Source organism: Mycolicibacterium sp. SMGY-1XX (assembly GCF_059132455.1).
Genome location: NZ_CP101139.1, coordinates 1012249 through 1027892 on the forward strand (window position 1 = coordinate 1012249; position 15644 = coordinate 1027892).

General features: G+C 67.7%; 18 protein-coding genes. 11 read left to right on the top strand and 7 right to left on the bottom strand.

Annotation, left to right across the window (positions count from 1 at the left end):
- The first annotated feature begins 96 nt into the window (after positions 1-96).
- Entirely contained in the window at positions 97-1557 is a 1461-nt protein-coding gene (locus NL241_RS04920) for an MFS transporter (RefSeq protein ID WP_494396929.1), read from the top strand.
- Entirely contained in the window at positions 1547-1963 is a 417-nt protein-coding gene (locus NL241_RS04925; protein ID WP_494396930.1) for a MarR family winged helix-turn-helix transcriptional regulator, read from the top strand. The genes NL241_RS04920 and NL241_RS04925 overlap by 11 nt, the downstream gene beginning before the upstream one ends.
- On the opposite strand, the gene NL241_RS04930 is transcribed toward NL241_RS04925, so the two are convergent.
- From NL241_RS04930 to NL241_RS04940, 3 genes are read right to left on the bottom strand one after another with little or no spacing between them, the layout of a single operon-like run.
- A complete protein-coding gene (locus tag NL241_RS04930) occupies positions 1964-3364 on the bottom strand; it encodes an HNH endonuclease signature motif containing protein (protein WP_494396931.1) in 1401 nt (466 codons plus the stop codon). It lies immediately after the preceding gene.
- A 37-nt stretch (positions 3365-3401) separates the two neighbouring features.
- Positions 3402-4946 carry a phytoene desaturase family protein gene (locus NL241_RS04935; protein ID WP_494396932.1) on the bottom strand — a complete coding sequence of 515 codons (1545 nt, stop codon included), beginning with the start codon at positions 4944-4946 and terminating at the stop codon, positions 3402-3404.
- Positions 4947-4970: 24 nt separating this feature from the next.
- A complete protein-coding gene (locus NL241_RS04940) occupies positions 4971-5450 on the bottom strand; it encodes an Rv2240c family protein (protein ID WP_494396933.1) in 480 nt (159 codons plus the stop codon).
- A gap of 187 nt (positions 5451-5637) precedes the next feature.
- Between NL241_RS04940 and NL241_RS04945 the strand changes: the two genes are divergently transcribed.
- The 6 genes from NL241_RS04945 to NL241_RS04970 are packed head-to-tail and all read left to right on the top strand — an operon-like array spanning position 5638 to position 8956.
- Entirely contained in the window at positions 5638-6318 is a 681-nt protein-coding gene (locus tag NL241_RS04945) for an MspA family porin (RefSeq protein WP_487696106.1), read from the top strand.
- On the top strand, positions 6315-6956 hold the full coding sequence (locus NL241_RS04950) for an MspA family porin (protein WP_494396934.1): 642 nt from the start codon (positions 6315-6317) through the stop codon (positions 6954-6956). Before NL241_RS04945 ends, NL241_RS04950 begins: the two co-directional genes overlap by 4 nt.
- 6 nt (positions 6957-6962) lie before the next feature.
- Entirely contained in the window at positions 6963-7484 is a 522-nt protein-coding gene (locus NL241_RS04955) for a hypothetical protein (protein WP_487696108.1), read from the top strand.
- Between the two features lie 9 nt (positions 7485-7493).
- Positions 7494-8342, top strand: a complete 849-nt coding sequence (locus NL241_RS04960) for a hypothetical protein (protein WP_494396935.1) — start codon at positions 7494-7496, stop codon at positions 8340-8342.
- Positions 8339-8650: a hypothetical protein gene (locus tag NL241_RS04965; RefSeq protein ID WP_494396936.1), complete on the top strand. Its 312-nt coding sequence runs from the start codon at positions 8339-8341 to the stop codon at positions 8648-8650. The genes NL241_RS04960 and NL241_RS04965 overlap by 4 nt, the downstream gene beginning before the upstream one ends.
- A 9-nt stretch (positions 8651-8659) precedes the next feature.
- Positions 8660-8956 carry a hypothetical protein gene (locus tag NL241_RS04970; protein ID WP_487696111.1) on the top strand — a complete coding sequence of 99 codons (297 nt, stop codon included), beginning with the start codon at positions 8660-8662 and terminating at the stop codon, positions 8954-8956.
- On the opposite strand, the gene NL241_RS04975 is transcribed toward NL241_RS04970, so the two are convergent.
- On the bottom strand, positions 8957-9205 hold the full coding sequence (locus NL241_RS04975; protein ID WP_487696112.1) for a DUF2630 family protein: 249 nt from the start codon (positions 9203-9205) through the stop codon (positions 8957-8959).
- Positions 9206-9241: 36 nt separating this feature from the next.
- On the opposite strand from NL241_RS04975, the gene NL241_RS04980 reads away from it, so the two are divergent.
- Positions 9242-9979 (top strand): SDR family oxidoreductase, encoded by a 738-nt coding sequence (locus tag NL241_RS04980; RefSeq protein WP_487696113.1) that lies wholly within the window; start codon positions 9242-9244, stop codon positions 9977-9979.
- Positions 9980-9989: 10 nt separating this feature from the next.
- Positions 9990-10352 (top strand): FKBP-type peptidyl-prolyl cis-trans isomerase, encoded by a 363-nt coding sequence (locus tag NL241_RS04985; protein ID WP_487696114.1) that lies wholly within the window; start codon positions 9990-9992, stop codon positions 10350-10352.
- Positions 10353-10356: 4 nt separating this feature from the next.
- On the opposite strand, the gene NL241_RS04990 is transcribed toward NL241_RS04985, so the two are convergent.
- The 3 genes from NL241_RS04990 to prrA are packed head-to-tail and all read right to left on the bottom strand — an operon-like array spanning position 10357 to position 13623.
- Positions 10357-11562 (bottom strand): sensor domain-containing phosphodiesterase, encoded by a 1206-nt coding sequence (locus NL241_RS04990; protein ID WP_494396937.1) that lies wholly within the window; start codon positions 11560-11562, stop codon positions 10357-10359.
- Positions 11559-12908, bottom strand: coding sequence for a HAMP domain-containing sensor histidine kinase (locus NL241_RS04995; RefSeq protein WP_487696183.1), 1350 nt, complete (start codon positions 12906-12908; stop codon positions 11559-11561). The genes NL241_RS04990 and NL241_RS04995 overlap by 4 nt, the downstream gene beginning before the upstream one ends.
- Before the next feature lie 4 nt (positions 12909-12912).
- A complete protein-coding gene (gene prrA, locus NL241_RS05000; RefSeq protein ID WP_487696116.1) occupies positions 12913-13623 on the bottom strand; it encodes a two-component system response regulator PrrA in 711 nt (236 codons plus the stop codon).
- Positions 13624-13722: 99 nt separating this feature from the next.
- Here prrA and NL241_RS05005 point away from each other — a divergent pair, with 99 nt between their 5' ends.
- Positions 13723-15597, top strand: coding sequence for an ABC transporter ATP-binding protein (locus NL241_RS05005; protein ID WP_494396938.1), 1875 nt, complete (start codon positions 13723-13725; stop codon positions 15595-15597).
- The last annotated feature ends 47 nt before the right edge of the window (positions 15598-15644 follow it).

Consider the following 15644-nt stretch of genomic DNA (forward strand, 5'->3'; position numbering starts at 1 on the left):
ATCCAGACGCGGCGTGTCACGTACCAACGCGTGCGCTCGTACCGCGCTGACCTGGCATGTTTGCGCCAGCAACAGTTGTAGATACACAATAATTGTGTGAATCCAACTGTTGTCGGGCAGCTCAGTGGCCGCCGCAAGGCGATCATCCTCTTCTCCTGCTGCCTGAGCCTGCTGATCGTGTCGATGGACGCGACGATCGTCAACGTCGCGCTCCCGACCATCCGCACCGATCTCGACGCCTCTGCGTCGCAGCTGCAGTGGGTCATCGACATCTACACCCTGGTGCTCGCGTCGCTGCTGCTGTTGTCCGGCGCGACCGGCGACCGGTTCGGCCGGCGCACCGTCTTCCAGATCGGGCTGGCGGCATTCGCGCTCGGCTCGCTGCTCTGCAGCCTCGCGCCGAACATCGAGATGCTGATCGCGGCCCGGCTGGTGCAGGCGATCGGCGGGTCGATGCTCAATCCCGTCGCGATGTCCATCATCACCAACGTCTTCACCGGCAAGGTGGAACGCGCGCGGGCAATCGGCATGTGGGGCGGGGTGGTGGGCATCTCCATGGCGCTGGGCCCGACGGTCGGCGGTGCGCTGATCGAGTACGTCGACTGGCGCGCGGTGTTCTGGGTCAACCTGCCGGTATGTGCGCTGGCACTGGTCCTCACCGCGATCTTCGTACCGCAGAGCAAGTCGGCGACCATGCGTGATCTCGACCCCATCGGACAGGTGTTGGGCGCGGCGTTCCTGTTCGGCATCGTCTTCGTGCTCATCGAGGGCCCGGGACTGGGCTGGGGTCATCCCGTCACGGTCTCGGTGCTGGCCGCCACGGTGGTGGCATTCGTCGCGTTCCTGCGATTCGAATCCCGCCGCCATGACCCGTTCATCGATCTTCGCTTCTTCCGCAGCATTCCCTTCGCCTCCGCCACGGCCATCGCGGTGTCCGCGTTCGCCTCATGGGGTGCGTTCCTGTTCATGATGGCGCTGTATCTGCAGGGATTCCGCGGCTTCACCGCGCTGGAGACGGGCCTGCTTTACCTGCCGATCGCCATTGGCGCGCTGATCTTTTCGCCGTTGTCGGGGCGCATCGTCGGGCGGTTCGGCCCGCGGCCGTCACTGCTGGCGTCGGGGACGTTGTTGACGACGGCAGCGGTGCTGCTGACGTTCCTCGACGTGGACACCCCGATCTGGGCGGTGCTGGTGGTCTTCGCCGTCTTCGGTATCGGCTTCTCGGTGGTGAACGCTCCGATCACCAACACCGCGGTCAGCGGCATGCCGTTGGACCGTGCCGGTGCGGCTTCGGCGGTGGCGTCGACAAGCCGGCAGGTCGGAGTGAGTGTGGGTGTGGCGCTGTGCGGTTCGGTCGCCGGAGCCGCGCTGGCCTCATCGACTGTCGACTTCAGCGACGCCGCACGGCCGCTGTGGTTCGTGGTGGCCGGGTTCGGTGTCACCATCTTCACGTTGGGACTGTTCTCGACGTCGAAGCGGGCGATGCGTTCCGCCGAGCGGGTAGCCCCGTTGATCGCCGGGACGTCTCCAGACCAGGGGAGGGTGCATGCCGCGTAACGACGCTGACGAGGTCTGGAAAGACCTGCTGCGCTTCGTCTTCGACAACCGCGACACGTGGCAGCGCGCCGTGGTCGAGGTGTCCGGACTGCCGTTCTCCCGGATCCGGATCATCAAACGCCTGGTCCGCTCACCGCTCACGGTCAAGCAGGTCGCCGAACACGCCATCATGGACGCCCCGGCGGCAACCGTGGCCGTCAACGACCTGGAAGCCCGCGGGTTGGTCACGCGTGAGGTCGACCCGTCGAACCGCCGCTCGAAACTGGTCTCCCTGACCGACCAGGGCCGGGCGGTGGTCGCAGCCATCGACGCTGTCGAAGACCCGGCACCCGAAGCTCTTTCGGCCTTGGACCAAACCGATCTCACGGCGCTGCGGCGGATCGTCGACAAACTCGCCGGCGGCTAGTCAGCTGGCTGCAGGTCGTTGGTAGGGGGTGTACCACCACCATTGGGCACGCTCCCCGGTGGGGCCGGGGCAGGGTGGGATGGCGGTAGGGGTACTGGTGGGTGTGACAGTGGGTGGTCGGGCCAGTGAGCGGTTGGTGAGTCGGCGCCCGAAGGCATCGGTGACCACCAGGCGGCTGGCGGGTCCGGTAATCGTGATCAGACCGCGGTGATGCGCCCGGTGGTGGTACGGGCAGACCAGGCAGAGGTTTTCGAGTTCGGTGGGGCCGCCGTCCTCCCAGTGCCGGATGTGATGGGCATGCAGCCCGCGGGTGGCGCCGCAGCCGGGGACCACGCAGGTGCCGCGGTCGCGGTGCTCGAGTGCTCGGCGTAGCCGGCGGCTGATCGTGCGGGTCTCGCGCCCGGATCCGATGACCTGACCGTCGCGTTCGAACCACACCTCGCACGTCGCGTCGCACAGCAGGTACCTGCGGTCGTCATCAGAGAGCAGCGGGCCCACATGTAGTCCGGCGATGCGGGATTCGAGGTCAAGGTGGACGACGACGGTGGTGCGGTGCCCGTGCGGGCGGGCCGCGACGTCGGCGTCCCAGCCCGCCCGGACGAGGCTCATGAATCCGTCGACAGGGACGGGGAACGGCGGAGTGGTCTCGGTGGTGTAGTCGGCGTGGTCGCGTTTCCACTCGGCAACTAGGGCGTCGCGGTGGGAGTCCAGGGCGGCCTGGAATTCTGCGGCTTCGTGGTGGGGCAAGGTGATGTGCCAGGTGACCGATTCGTCGTCGCTGGTCTGGGTGATCGACCGCTTGGATTGCCGGCGTGGCGGGTCCGGTCGTGACTCCGGCTCGGGCTGGGGTTCCGGTTCGGGGGCAGGCTCGGATGTCGCCCCTTCCTTCTTTTCCCAGGGCGCTGGCTTGAGCTCCCAGGGTTCTTTTTCGTACTCGGGTTCCGGCTCGGGTGGCGGTTCGAGGGTGGGTGTGGGTGGGGTTTCCAGCTTCACCGCGTGGCGGATCTGGGTGACGGTGGCGTACGGGATCAGCTGGGCGTAGTGGTCATCGGAGCCGTCGGCGGCGCGTTCGGCGATGACCCCCACTTGATCCAGGGACACCCGCCCTTCGCGCAGCATGTCCGTGCAGTGCGTGAACTCGTCGCGCCGTTGGGCGATGGCGGTGATGATTTCGGCGTTGCGGGGAGAGACCCCGAGTTTCCAGGCCACCAGTGCTGGTATGGACAGGGCGCCGGTCATCCCCGCCAGGCCGTCGCGGTCGATTTCGGCGATGATGTCCACGATGCGGCCGTCGATGGCGTTGCGCTGCCCGGTCAACTCCGCGGCCTCGTCGAACAACACGTCGAGCCGCTCCTTGGGTGACACCTCCGGAGCAGCGAAAGATGTTGCGTTCGAGGACATGCCAACATCCTCGCAGAGGGGTACGACAAATTTTCGGCTACCGGCTCTCCAGCACTGCCATGGCCGCATTGTGGCCACCGATTCCCGAAACCGCGCCGCCGCGTCGAGATCCAGACCCGCACATCAAGATTCGCTCGTGCGCGGTGGCGACGCCCCAGCGTCGCGCAGGTGTGTCCAGCGGATCGTCGTCCTCGGCGAACGGCCAGCTCAATGCGCCGTGAAAGATGTGGCCCGCCGTCATCCCCAGCGTCGCCTCCAGGTCGGCAGTTGTCTTGGCCTCCACGCATGGCCGGCCGTTACCGTCGGTGAGCAACACGTCCTGGATAGGTTCGGCCAGAACGGAATTCAACGACGCCAACGCAGCGTCGGTGAGTCGATCCCGCATCCGATCGAGATCTGCCCCGGCCAGCAGTGTGTGCGGTGTGTGCAACCCGAAGACCGTCAAGGTCTGGGCGCCGGTGGCCCGTAGTTCCGGTGACAGGATGGACGGATCGGTCAGGGAGTGACAATAGATCTCGCATGGCAGCGGATCGGGAATCTCCCCGCCGGCCGCGCGGGCGTAGGCGGCGCCCAGTTGGTTCCACGTCTCGTTGATGTGAAACGTGCCGCCGAATGCCTGCTCCGCGGTCACCGACGAATCACGCAACCGCGGCAGCCGCTTCAGCAGGAGGTTGACCTTGATCTGCGCCCCCGGCGCCGCTTCGGGGGCGGGTTCGCCCAGCAGCCCCGCCAACACCGTCGGGGTGACGTTCGCGAGGACGAATCCCGCTCGGACGCTGGCACTCTGCTCGCCCGTGCGATAGCTCACCACACCGTCCGGGGATACCGCGTCGACGTCGACGCCGGTGACGATCTGCGCCCCGAACCGGGCTGCTGCCGTCGCCAGCGCGCCCGTCACCGCGCCCATTCCGCCGATGGGCACGTCCCACTCGCCGGTACCTCCGCCGAGCAGGTGGTACAGCAGACAGATGTTCTGCGGCAGCGACTCGTCGTCGAGATCGGCGAATGTGCCGATCAGTGCGTCGGTGGCGACCACCCCGCGCACCAGATCGTTGAGAACCGCATCCCGGATCGCGACGCCCGCCGGTTGCTCGATCAGCGCCTCCCATGCCGCGGAGTCGCCCACCAGCTGCCGTGCCTGGGTGCGGGTCGGTAACGGCTGCAACATTGTGGGCCAGAGCTTTTCGGTGACCATGCGCGCCCGACGATAGAACTCGTCGAAACCCGGGGCGTCGGCTTCGGCGCCCACCGCGGCGAAGGTGGACTGCGGCCCGATCAGCAGACCGGTCCGACCGCCGGTGGCCGGGTCAGGGGTGTAGGAGGAGTACCGGCGTCGGGCCAGACGGATCGAGGCCCCCAGGTCCTCGATGAGGCGTTTCGGCAGCAGACTGACCAGATACGAGTACCGCGACAGTCGGGCATCCACACCGGGGAACGCCTGCGCGGACACCGCGGCGCCGCCCACGTGGTCCTGACGCTCCAGAACCGTGACCTGCAGCCCGGCACGCGCCAGATACGCCGCGGCGGTCAGGCCGTTGTGCCCGCCGCCGACGATCACGACGTCACGATGCGGTTGTGTCATCCGACCAGTGTCCGCTGCCGGACCTCAGGCGCGCGTCCCGGCCGCCGCGCACGCCGCCTGCGCCGCTTCCGTGTGCGCGTTGAGGCTGGTGGCCGCGGTGTTGAAACGGTCGACGTCGGAACGCAGGCCCATCAGCAGCATCAGCTTGGTGGCGCCCATCGACCAGGCGCGCATCGGCGCCGAGACCTCCGGAGCCACGCCGGGCGTATGGGAGGCGTTCAGCGCGGTGGTGACGGCCAGGCGCAGCCCGGTCCGGCCGGACACATTGCTGGCCCGCAGTGTCGCGTCGTCGTAGGTCTCGCCGAGCGCGAGCCCGTTGGCGAAGTCGGTGTAACTGAGCGAGGCCATGTCCAGGGCGGTCGCGAACTGAGTGCAGGCGGCCACGGCCTCGGGGCTGGGTGCCGGTTCCGCCGACGCGAGCGGGCTGAGCACCATCGCAACAGCACACCCGGCAATGAACGCGGCGGGAACGAGCTTGATGGGAGCCTCCGACCTTCGATGCATATGTCGCTCACTGACGATCGAGGGCGACGGCGTCGAAGCGCTGAATTCCGTGTGAACGTCCCGTTCCCGGAGGGGAACGAGTCTGCGACGGCGGTTGGCCTCGCACTATTCTCCGGCTGTTTGCTGTTCGGACATTTACCACCTCGATGATTTCAGGCGAATCGAAGCCAGGAGAGGCGTTTCTTACATGCGGATTCGCGGGACGGCCATGGTGTTGGCTGCGCTTTCAGTGGCGCTGTGCACCCCGACACAGGCGATTGCGGAGCCGGTGCTCGACCCGCAGCCGGTCGCCGACGCGGCACCGCCGCCGCCTCCTCCGCCCAACGGAGCCATTGCTCCCGCGGCCGCCGGCTACCTCCAGACGCCCGACGGGTGGGAGCTGACGGTGGCAGGCAACGACGAGACCCGGGTTGCGGTGGCGCCGCTGACGACGGCGCTGACGTCGCGGGAGTATCTGGTCGGCGGCACGTTCACCGGCACGGTCGCCGGTGAAGGTCCCACTGCACTCAAGGGTGGTTCGTTGGTGGTCGGGTACCGGATCGGTTGCGGTATCGTGGGCGGCCCCGTGGAGATGCTCGGATCTGTGGGCGCCACACCGACTTTCGGGTCCAACGCCGTGATCGGAGCGGTGCAGTTCCCGGTCAACGGCCAAATCAAGATCAACCTCAGGCCGGGCACCGTCACCACAGTGCCGGTGGGGCAGAAGGACTACAAGGGCAAAGAGGCGCGGGTGACGGTGACCGGGTTCCGCGTCAGGGTCGACGGGTGTGTCGGCCAGTCCTTCATCCAGTCCTACGCGACGTTCAAGAGTTCGAGTGCCGACACCGATGACATCGTGACCTACGCGGGACAGGTGACCGTCGTATGATCCGCCGCATCGCCGCGGCCGCGTCGGCAGCGCTGATCGCTTTCACCGCAGTTCCTTCGGCGGCCGCCGAACCTGTTCCCGACGTGGCGCCGCCCAACGGCGCGGTCGCCTCGGAACCGCCGGGTTTCGTCGTCACGCCTGACGGCTGGGAGCTCAGCGTCGGAGCACAGGACGAGACCCAGTTGGCCATCGCACCGCTGACCACGGCGGCGTCGTCGCGCGAGTACCTGGTCGGTGGCACCTTCACCGGCACCGTCAAGGGTGACGGGAGTGCACCCGTGCAGGGCGGCACCCTCGAGGTCGGTTACCAGATCGGTTGCGGTATCGAACTGAACGTCGTGAAACTCAACGGCTCGGTCGGATTCCAGCCCAGCGTCGGGCCGTTGGGGCTGGGCAACACCAACATCCCGGTGACCGCACAGATGGAGGTGTTCCCGCAGCCGGGTGAAGTGATCACCTCGACGGTGACCACCAAGAGCTTCGAGGGCACGGCGCCGCGCGTCACGCTCAAGGACATCCACATCAAGATCGACGGCTGCATCGGCCAGTCGTTCCTACGGTCCTATGCGATCCTCACCAGCTCGACCGAGACCGCCGACGACATCGTCGCCTACTACGGCGTCGCCATGGTGGTGTGACGCCCGATGACTAGAGTAGTCGTCAAATTCGTTGCGCTTGGCGCATTGTGGGTGGCAGCCGCGATGTCATCGATCGGGGCCGCCGGTGCCGAACCCCCACCGCCGCCACCCAACCCGCCGCCTCCGCCGGCGTCGCCGTTGTTCCCGCTGGCGCAGGCCGGTGCCCCGGTGTCGGTCGGGGGTCTGCCCGCACCGCCGGATCTGTCAGGCCAGACCGTCAGTGAATACGTGCTCGGCCAGCACGCGGTGCCATCGGCGCCGGGCTCGGGCGTACCGGCCACCGCGCCGAACCTCAACCCGTGGAACAACCAGTACCTGTTGCCGCAGAACGTGATTCCGGCCGCGCCCGGCGAAGGTCAGATCGTCGGTGTCGAGCCCGGCCAGGAGAACGCGAACATCTCCAGCATCGACTACCTCAAGCGCCTGGTTGACACTTACCGCGCCGGCGGGCTGGAGGGCGCGTTGCTGGGGCAGAACCCGGTCGAAGGTGTCGGCAAGCCGTTGCCCACAGAGCCACCACAGCAGTAGGAGAAGACCTTGCGCGCAGCCACTTTCATCCGCCCCGCATTGTCCGCGGCGGTGACGGCCTGCCTGGTGCTGCCGGTGAGCGAGTCCCGCCCCGCCGAAGAGCCCGTGCCCGTCGCGTATCGTCCGAATGTGGCACTGACCGCATCGAGTGCCACTCTGCCTCCGCCGCTGACTGTGGTGTATCGGCGTGCGGTGGAATCGGTTTCGACGCCGGCGCCGAGGGTGATCGCAGCCGCCGCCGCCCCCGACGACGATATCGACGCCGACGGCGTAGGCGACACGCCGGCCACACCGCTGACACCGATCGACTTTGTGGATGCCCTCGCCGCGGCGGGCTATCTGCTGGTCGCCGGACCACTGCTGGTGGTCAGCATTCCGCTGCAACTGATCAGCGGGCAGTCCGACGCGGTGATCACGTCGCTCAACGATCTGATCTCGGCCGCCAACACCATCCTCAAGTTGGTGGGCCGGTCTATCCCGCCCATCCCGACGCCCTCGTCGGGCGACGTCGCCGCCGGCCCGGTGGAGGAGGTCGACGACCCTGGGCTCGACGACACCGATATCGATGACACCGATATCGACGACACCGATATCGACGCTGATGTCGCGGACAGGGCCGCCGTGGAGGCTGAACCGGAGCCCGAGACCAGCGACGAGCAGGACGAGAAGCCCAAGGACACCGAAGACATCAACGACACCGAAGACACCGAGGAGCCTGACGTCACCGAGGAGTCTGACGTCACCGAGGAGCCTGACGTCACCGAGGAGTCTGACGTCACCGACGAGACCGACTCCGACAAGACCGACACCTCGGAAAGCGAAGTATCCGACGCGGATTCGGGTACCGAGGCCGAGTGACACGATCACGCACGCTCTGGGCACTCGCCGCCAAGGTGACCGCCGCCCTGATCGTCGCCCCGCCGGCAGGCGCCGAGCCCACACCCACCACCACAACACCCCTGCCCACCCCGCCGATGGCCGGGACGCAGGCGCCGATGGACGCCATCGAGACGCTCGGCAAGCAGGGTTATGACGTGGAGATCGAGTGGGTCAGCGGATATCCGTCGAATATCCCGCTCAAGTACTGCACTGTGACGAATATCGATGTCCATGCGGCCCCACTGGCCTACATCATGATCAGCTGTCCGCCGGACACCTCGCAGTAAGGAACAGACATGTTGCGTGCTCCATGGTTCATCGCGTCCAGCATGGCGGTCGCCTTGGTGGTCAGCGCGCCGATTGCGCTTGCCGAGCCCACGCCCGCCCTGCCCGCGCCGCCGGAAGCCGGCACCGAATCACCGGGTGACACCGTGCGCACCCTGACCAGTCAGGGTTACGACGTCAAGGTCCAGTGGACCGCCGGGGAGCCGTCGGACATCCCGCTGTCGGAATGCACCGTGACGAACATCGACGTCCACGCGTCGCCGCTGGCCTACGTCATGGTGAACTGCCCGGCCGACGGCTCGCAGTAGTCAGTTCAGGTAACCCTCGACCTCATTGGCCGGCCGCACCTGCGCTGATGCGGGGTCGCCACCGGATTCGCGCAGTGCGCGCCGCTGCCGCAGCAGGTCCCAGCACTGATCGAGCTGGACCTCGACCGCCCGCAACCGCTGGTGCTCCTCGGACTCGTCGATTTCGTGCTGCTGCAACTTGTCCCGCAGCTCCTTCTCCTCGGCGACGAGCTTGTTCACTTCGGCGAGGATGTCCTGGTCTTTGGCCACCTGACCAGTGTGCCTGACAGCGGCGAGAATACGCAGATGCAATCTCAGCACCGCAGCGCCGTCGTCACGGGTGCGTCCAGCGGTATCGGTCTGGCCGTCGCTCACGTTCTGCGGCAGGAGGGGTTCGCGCTCACCGTGGTCGGGCGCGATGCCGACAAGCTGGACCGGGCCGTCGCCGGGCTGACCGAGAAGCCGGGACCACCGGTGCAGGCCGCCGCCGGCTCATTGGCCGACGAACGTTTTCTCGATGACGTCGTCGCCCGTCATGGCGCGGCGTTCGGCGCGCTGGACGTGCTGATGAACAACGCCGGCATCTCCGGTCATCGACCGGTCGGTGAGATCACCGCCGGTTTTCTCGACGAGCAGTGGGCGGTGAACCTGCGCGCCCCGATCCTGCTGACCGCCAAGAGTCTGCCGTTGCTCGTGAAGGCCGTGGCGCTGCGCGGCACCGCCCAGGTGATCAGCACGGCCTCCAACGCCGGTAAACGCGGCGAGGCCACGTTGGCGTCCTATTCGGCGACCAAGGCCGGGGTGGTGGCATTCACCGAGGCGCTGCACGACGAACTCGCCGCGTCGGGGATCCGGGCCACGGTCATCTGTCCCGGCGTCGTCGACACCCCGATGGCGCAGCCGTACGGAATCCCCACAAAGCAGATGATCGCGCCCACCGACGTCGCCGAAGTGGTGCGGATGACCACCCGGCTGTCGCCGGCCTGCATCGTGCCCGAGGTCGTATTGCTCAGACCCACCGAATGGCTGCAGACACCACAGTAGGGTGAGGCCGGTGAGCACAAAACCGGAGATCGAATTCCCTGACGGCCCCGCGCCGAGCCAGCTCGTGATCGAAGACCTGGTGGTCGGCGAGGGTGCCGAAGCCGTGCCGGGCGCCAACGTCGAGGTGCACTACGTCGGCGTGGAGTACGACACCGGTGAGGAGTTCGACAGCTCCTGGAACCGTGGCCAGTCGATCGAGTTCCCACTGCGGGGCCTCATCCAGGGCTGGCAGGACGGCATCCCCGGCATGAAGGTCGGCGGCCGCCGCAAGCTGACCATCCCGCCGGAGCAGGCCTACGGCCCCGCCGGCGGCGGACATCGGCTGTCGGGCAAGACCCTGATCTTCGTGATCGACCTGTTGGGCACCCGCTAGAGCGCTACCGGATCCGGCCCAGCATGTTGTGGGCCGTCTCGCTCACCAGTTGGCGGTCGTAGGTGACGAGGAAATCGAAGCGGCGATCTCCGTCCGGCGTGTGACTGGTGTTGCCCGGATGTTCCCTGGCGATCAGCGCGGCCGCGGTGTGGGGTCCCAGGGCCACCACCGTCCACTCCAGACACATGGGATCGTCGCTGCCCAACGCCACCCCGCGAAGACCCGCGTCGGGTTCGGCGACCATGTGCTCGCCGAACACCGCCACCAGCGGAGACCGCTCGGCGAGCGCTCGGTAGCGCCGCCTCGTGGCGGGGCTCAGATGCTCTGAGCGTTGCAGGGCCACCAGCATGATGGGTGGATCCGCCGCGCGCTGGGCCTGTGCCTCGATGTGCCGGGACAACGCGAGCACGGTTTCCTTGCGCGCCGTTCGCACCCGGCGGTGCCCGTCCACGAGCGCAAACGGTGAGTCCGCTGCGAGTCTGGCGGGCTGGCCGGCCCCGTACCGCGACGCCCACGAACCACCGGTGATGGCGTCGGGCAGTGCCGCCGGGGCGCCGAACCGGTAGCCCTGGCCGAGTTGGGCGCCCACGGCGAGAGCCTGTTCGAGGTGCGCGTCGGTTTCGATTCCTTCGGCGAGGATCACCGAGCCCGTGCGCTCGTGATGGGCCAGGACGGCCGACAACGTCTGGGCCTGCCGGAAGTCCGGCTGTGACTGCACAAGTGCCAGATCCAGTTTCATCACATCGGGGGAGATGACGTCGAGCAGCGCCGAGGAATCGGGATGAGCGCCGATGTCGTCCAACGCGATCAGGTGACCGTCGGCGCGCAGGGCCGCCACCTTCTTCAACAGGAGATGCGGCTGCACCAGCATGCTGCGTTCGGTGATCTCGAACATCACCTGCAGATGCTCCTTGGCGGGTGTCACTGGCCGGTAGGTGCTGGCCGGTTCGCAGTTGACCGACAGCAATGCTCCGTCCGGCAGCGTCGACCGCAAGGCCTGCTCGATCGAGATCGTGATGCACATCTGGTCGAGCTGGTCGACGTCGCCGTGCTCGCGCGCGTGCGCGAACACCGCGGCGGGCCCCAGGGCGGCGGCCTGCGGCCAACGGGCCAGCGCCTCGAACCCGACCACCGCCTCATCGGGCAGCGACACGATGGGCTGGAACGCGGGCACCATGCCCACACCGCGGGCGGCGGCTTCGATGCTCACCGGGTCGTCGGTCCCGGCCCGGGCAACCGCAGCATCAGGCGGGTGCCGCCCAGGGGGCTGGACTCCAAGGTGGCTGTGCCGCCGTGCAATTGGGCCTGCTGGGCGACGAGCGCCAGGCCCAGTCCGGAGCCGGAGTGCGACGCGGTGGAACCGCGGGCGAATCGCTCGAAGAGCTGCTCGCGTTCCTCCTCCGGGATTCCCACCCCGTCGTCGTCGACGGCGATCTCGACGCCGGCGCGGGAACTGACCGCCGACAGCTGCACGTGTGTGGCAATGCCGTGTTTGACGGCATTGGCGATGGCGTTGTCGACGGCCAGGCGCAGGCCGGCGGGCAGCCCGACGATGATGACGGTCGGCGCGGGCACCAGCGACACCTCGAGGTCGGGATAGATGCGCATCGCGTCGTGGGCGGCCCGGTCCAGCAGTTCGGTGATGTCGACGGTGGTGTGGTCGTCGGAGGTCGACAGTTCGCCCTGCGCAAGGCGTTCCAGCGCCCACAGCGTGGCTTCGATCCGCGACTGGGTGCGAACCACGTCGCCCAGCACCTCTTTGCGTTGTTCATCGGGCAGATCCAGGGTGGTCAGCACTTCGAGGTTGGTGCGCATCGCGGTCAACGGGGTGCGCAGTTCGTGGGAGGACACCGCGGCGAAGTCGCGTGCCGACGCCAGCGCCTCCTTGGTGCGGTCCTGCTCTTTCCACAACCGTTGCACCATGCCGCGCATGGCCTCGGCGATCTCGACGGCTTCACTGGCGCCGCGCACCTCGATCTCGGGGGCCGCGTCGCCGGCGTCGACCGTCCGGGTCTGCTGAGCCAGCCGCTTGAGCGGCCGCACCGCGAACGCCGCGAGCAGCCACCCGAGCAGCGCGGCGGCGCTGATGGCGAAACCACAGATCAGCAGCACCCGCCGGTGCAGGTTGTTGGTGTCGGTGATGGTGTCGTCGTAGGTGGCACCCACCGCGACCGACATGGGGCCGGCGGGGCCGGCCATCTCGACCGTGCGGACCCGGTAGCGCACACCACCGATCTCGGTGTCGGCGTAGTCGGTGTCCAACTGCGGCAGGATCACGTTGGTGTTCGATTTCACCTCGCCGCCACGGCGCACGGTGATCACCGCGTCGGCGTCGTTGGGGGAGCGGGGGATCTCGGCGAGCCCGCGCGGCAGGAACGGGATGGCGAATCCGGCGGCCTCGTCGAGGCGCCGGTCCAGTCGTTCCTTGCGGTCGTTGGTGATGCCCACCCAGACGATGGCGCCGACGATCGTCACGACGATCGCGGCGCCGATGGCTGTCGCGAAGGCCACCCTGGTGCGCAGCGAGGGCGTCCGAGTGAGGATCCGCGACAGCACGGTGTCACTGCGTCCTGAGGACGAACCCCACGCCCCGAACGGTGTGCAGCAGGCGCGGGGCGCCACCGGCTTCGAGTTTGCGCCGAAGGTATCCGATGAAGACGTCGACGACGTTGGTGTCGGCGGCGAAGTCGTAACCCCACACCAGCTCCAACAGCTGGGCTCGCGACAGCACCGCGGTCTTGTGTTCGGCCAGGACCGCCAGCAGGTCGAACTCGCGTTTCGTCAGATCGACGTCCACACCGTTGACCCGCGCGCGCCGGCCCGGGATGTCGACCTCCAGCGGGCCCACCGAAATGGTCTCCGAGGAGAACGTCGCCGTGGCGCCGCGGCGACGCAACAGCGCTTTCACCCGCGCCACCAGTTCCGCCAGCACAAAAGGTTTCACCAGGTAGTCGTCGGCGCCGGCTTCCAGGCCGGCCACCCGATCGTCGACCGAGCTGCGGGCCGAGAGCACACACACCGGCACGTCGTTGTCCATAGCCCGTAGTGCGGTCACCACGCTCACCCCGTCGAGGACGGGCATGTTGATGTCGAGCACGATCGCATCGGGGCGGGTTTCGGTGGCGCTGCGCAGTGCCTCGGCGCCATCGACGGCGGTCGAGACCTCGAATCCGGACAACCGCAGCCCGCGTTCCAGCGAAGCGAGCACGTCGGCATCGTCGTCAACCACCAAGACCCGGGGTGAGGCCGATCCACTGTCCATGCCCGACATCTTGCCTGATCGAGTCCTGTGTGTCGGGAAGGCGCGTTGGCAACCTTCCTGACGGGAAGCTTTTGACCTGAACATTAGTTGAGGTCCTACGGTGGATTCATGAGCATCGAGACCGTAGCCCGGCACACGCTGTACCGGCAGATCAAGTCAGATCGTGCTGACCTGCGCGCACTGGCCGATACCTCGCTGCTCAGACGCATCTGGACGTTCTCGGCCCGGCACCACCGCCGATTGGGCCTGTTCGTCGCGATCAGCGTGGTCAGTGCGCTGCTGACGGTGGCCACCCCGCTGCTGGCCGGGCGCGTGGTCGACGAGATCGTGCACGGCGGCGCCGCCCGCGTGATCGTCATCCTGGCGCTGGTGATCGCCGCGGTGGCGGTGGCCGAAGCGGGGATCGCGATGGTGACCCGCTGGCTGTCGTCGACCATCGGTGAGGGTTTGATCCTGGATCTGCGCACCGCGGTGTTCGATCACGTGCAGCGCATGCCGGTGGCCTTCTTCACCCGCACCCGCACCGGGGCGCTGGTCAGCCGCCTCGGCAACGACGTCATCGGTGCGCAGCGCGCTTTCTCCGACACGTTGTCCGGCGTCGTCACCAACGTGGTGACGCTGACCCTGACATTGGTGGTGATGCTCGGTATCTCCTGGCAGATCACGTTGCTGTCGCTGGTGTTGATGCCGTTGTTCCTCTTGCCTGCGCGCCGGATCGGCCGCACCATGGCCCGGCTGAGCCGGGAGAGCGCCATCCACAACGCCACCATGAACACCCAGATGACCGAGCGGTTCTCCGCTCCGGGGGCGACGCTGATCAAGCTGTTCGGCAATCCCGCCAGCGAATCCGGGGAGTTCGCCGCCCGGGCCGGCCGGGTGCGCGATATCGGCGTCAAGACCGCAATGCTGCAGGCGACGTTCATGAACTCGCTGACGCTGATGTCGGCGCTGGCACTGGCGCTGGTGTACGGCCTGGGCGGGGTGCTGGCGATCGGCGGTGCACTGCAAGCCGGTGCCATCGTGTCGCTGGCGCTGCTGCTGACCCGTCTTTATGCCCCACTGACCGCACTTGCCAACGCCCACGTCGAGATCGCGTCGGCGCTCGTGAGCTTCGAGCGGGTGTTCGAGGTGCTGGACCTGGTTCCGCTGATCCAGGAGAAACCCGACGCCCGCCCCGTTCCCGACGGCGGGGTGTCCGTCCATTTCGACGACGTGCGGTTCAGCTATCCGTCCGCGGACAAGGTGTCGTTGGCCTCGCTGGAGGAGGTCGCCGTGCTGGACGACCGCGGCGGTGCCGAGGTACTGCACGGCGTCTCGTTCCGTGCCGAGCCCGGTCAGATGATTGCGCTGGTCGGGTCTTCGGGTGCGGGCAAGTCGACCATCGCGTCCCTGCTGGCCCGCCTGTACGACGTCGACTCCGGCGCCGTCCGGTTGGCCGGGGTCGACGTGCGTGACCTGACCGCGCAGTCCCTGCGGGACACCGTCGGGCTGGTCACCCAGGACGGGCACCTGTTCCACGAGACCATCGGTGCGAATCTGCGGCTGGCCAAACCCGGGGCCACCGACGCCGAACTGTGGGCCGCGCTGCGCCGGGCCCGGCTGGACGACGTGGTGGCCGACATGCCCGACGGGCTCGACACGGTGGTCGGTGAACGCGGGTACCGCCTCTCCGGTGGTCAGCGGCAGCGCTTGACCATCGCCCGGCTGCTACTCGGCAAGTCCCGGGTGGTGGTTCTCGACGAGGCCACGGCCGCACTGGACTCCTCATCGGAAGTGGCTGTGCAGCAGGCACTCTCGGAGGCACTGGCCGGAAGGACGTCGCTGGTGATCGCGCACCGGCTGTCCACGGTGCGCGCGGCCGACCTGATCCTGGTCGTCGAAGACGGCCGCATCGTCGAACGCGGCACCCACGAGCGGTTGCTGGCACGGCGTGGCCGGTACGCCGAACTGTACGAAACGCAGTTCGGTCGACAGGCCGCTTGACCCGTTATTGATTAGACAAGCGTGGCAATCTGGAATGCGGGGGTCAG

Coding starts and splice junctions, on each gene's coding strand:
- NL241_RS04925 (WP_494396930.1), top strand. CDS start 1,547: ATGCCGCGTAACGACGCTGACGAGGTCTGGAAAGACCTGCTGCGCTTC.
- NL241_RS04930 (WP_494396931.1), bottom strand. CDS start 3,364: ATGTCCTCGAACGCAACATCTTTCGCTGCTCCGGAGGTGTCACCCAAG.
- NL241_RS04935 (WP_494396932.1), bottom strand. CDS start 4,946: ATGACACAACCGCATCGTGACGTCGTGATCGTCGGCGGCGGGCACAAC.
- NL241_RS04940 (WP_494396933.1), bottom strand. CDS start 5,450: ATGCATCGAAGGTCGGAGGCTCCCATCAAGCTCGTTCCCGCCGCGTTC.
- NL241_RS04945 (WP_487696106.1), top strand. CDS start 5,638: ATGCGGATTCGCGGGACGGCCATGGTGTTGGCTGCGCTTTCAGTGGCG.
- NL241_RS04950 (WP_494396934.1), top strand. CDS start 6,315: ATGATCCGCCGCATCGCCGCGGCCGCGTCGGCAGCGCTGATCGCTTTC.
- NL241_RS04955 (WP_487696108.1), top strand. CDS start 6,963: ATGACTAGAGTAGTCGTCAAATTCGTTGCGCTTGGCGCATTGTGGGTG.
- NL241_RS04970 (WP_487696111.1), top strand. CDS start 8,660: ATGTTGCGTGCTCCATGGTTCATCGCGTCCAGCATGGCGGTCGCCTTG.
- NL241_RS04980 (WP_487696113.1), top strand. CDS start 9,242: ATGCAATCTCAGCACCGCAGCGCCGTCGTCACGGGTGCGTCCAGCGGT.
- prrA (WP_487696116.1), bottom strand. CDS start 13,623: ATGTCGGGCATGGACAGTGGATCGGCCTCACCCCGGGTCTTGGTGGTT.
- NL241_RS05005 (WP_494396938.1), top strand. CDS start 13,723: ATGAGCATCGAGACCGTAGCCCGGCACACGCTGTACCGGCAGATCAAG.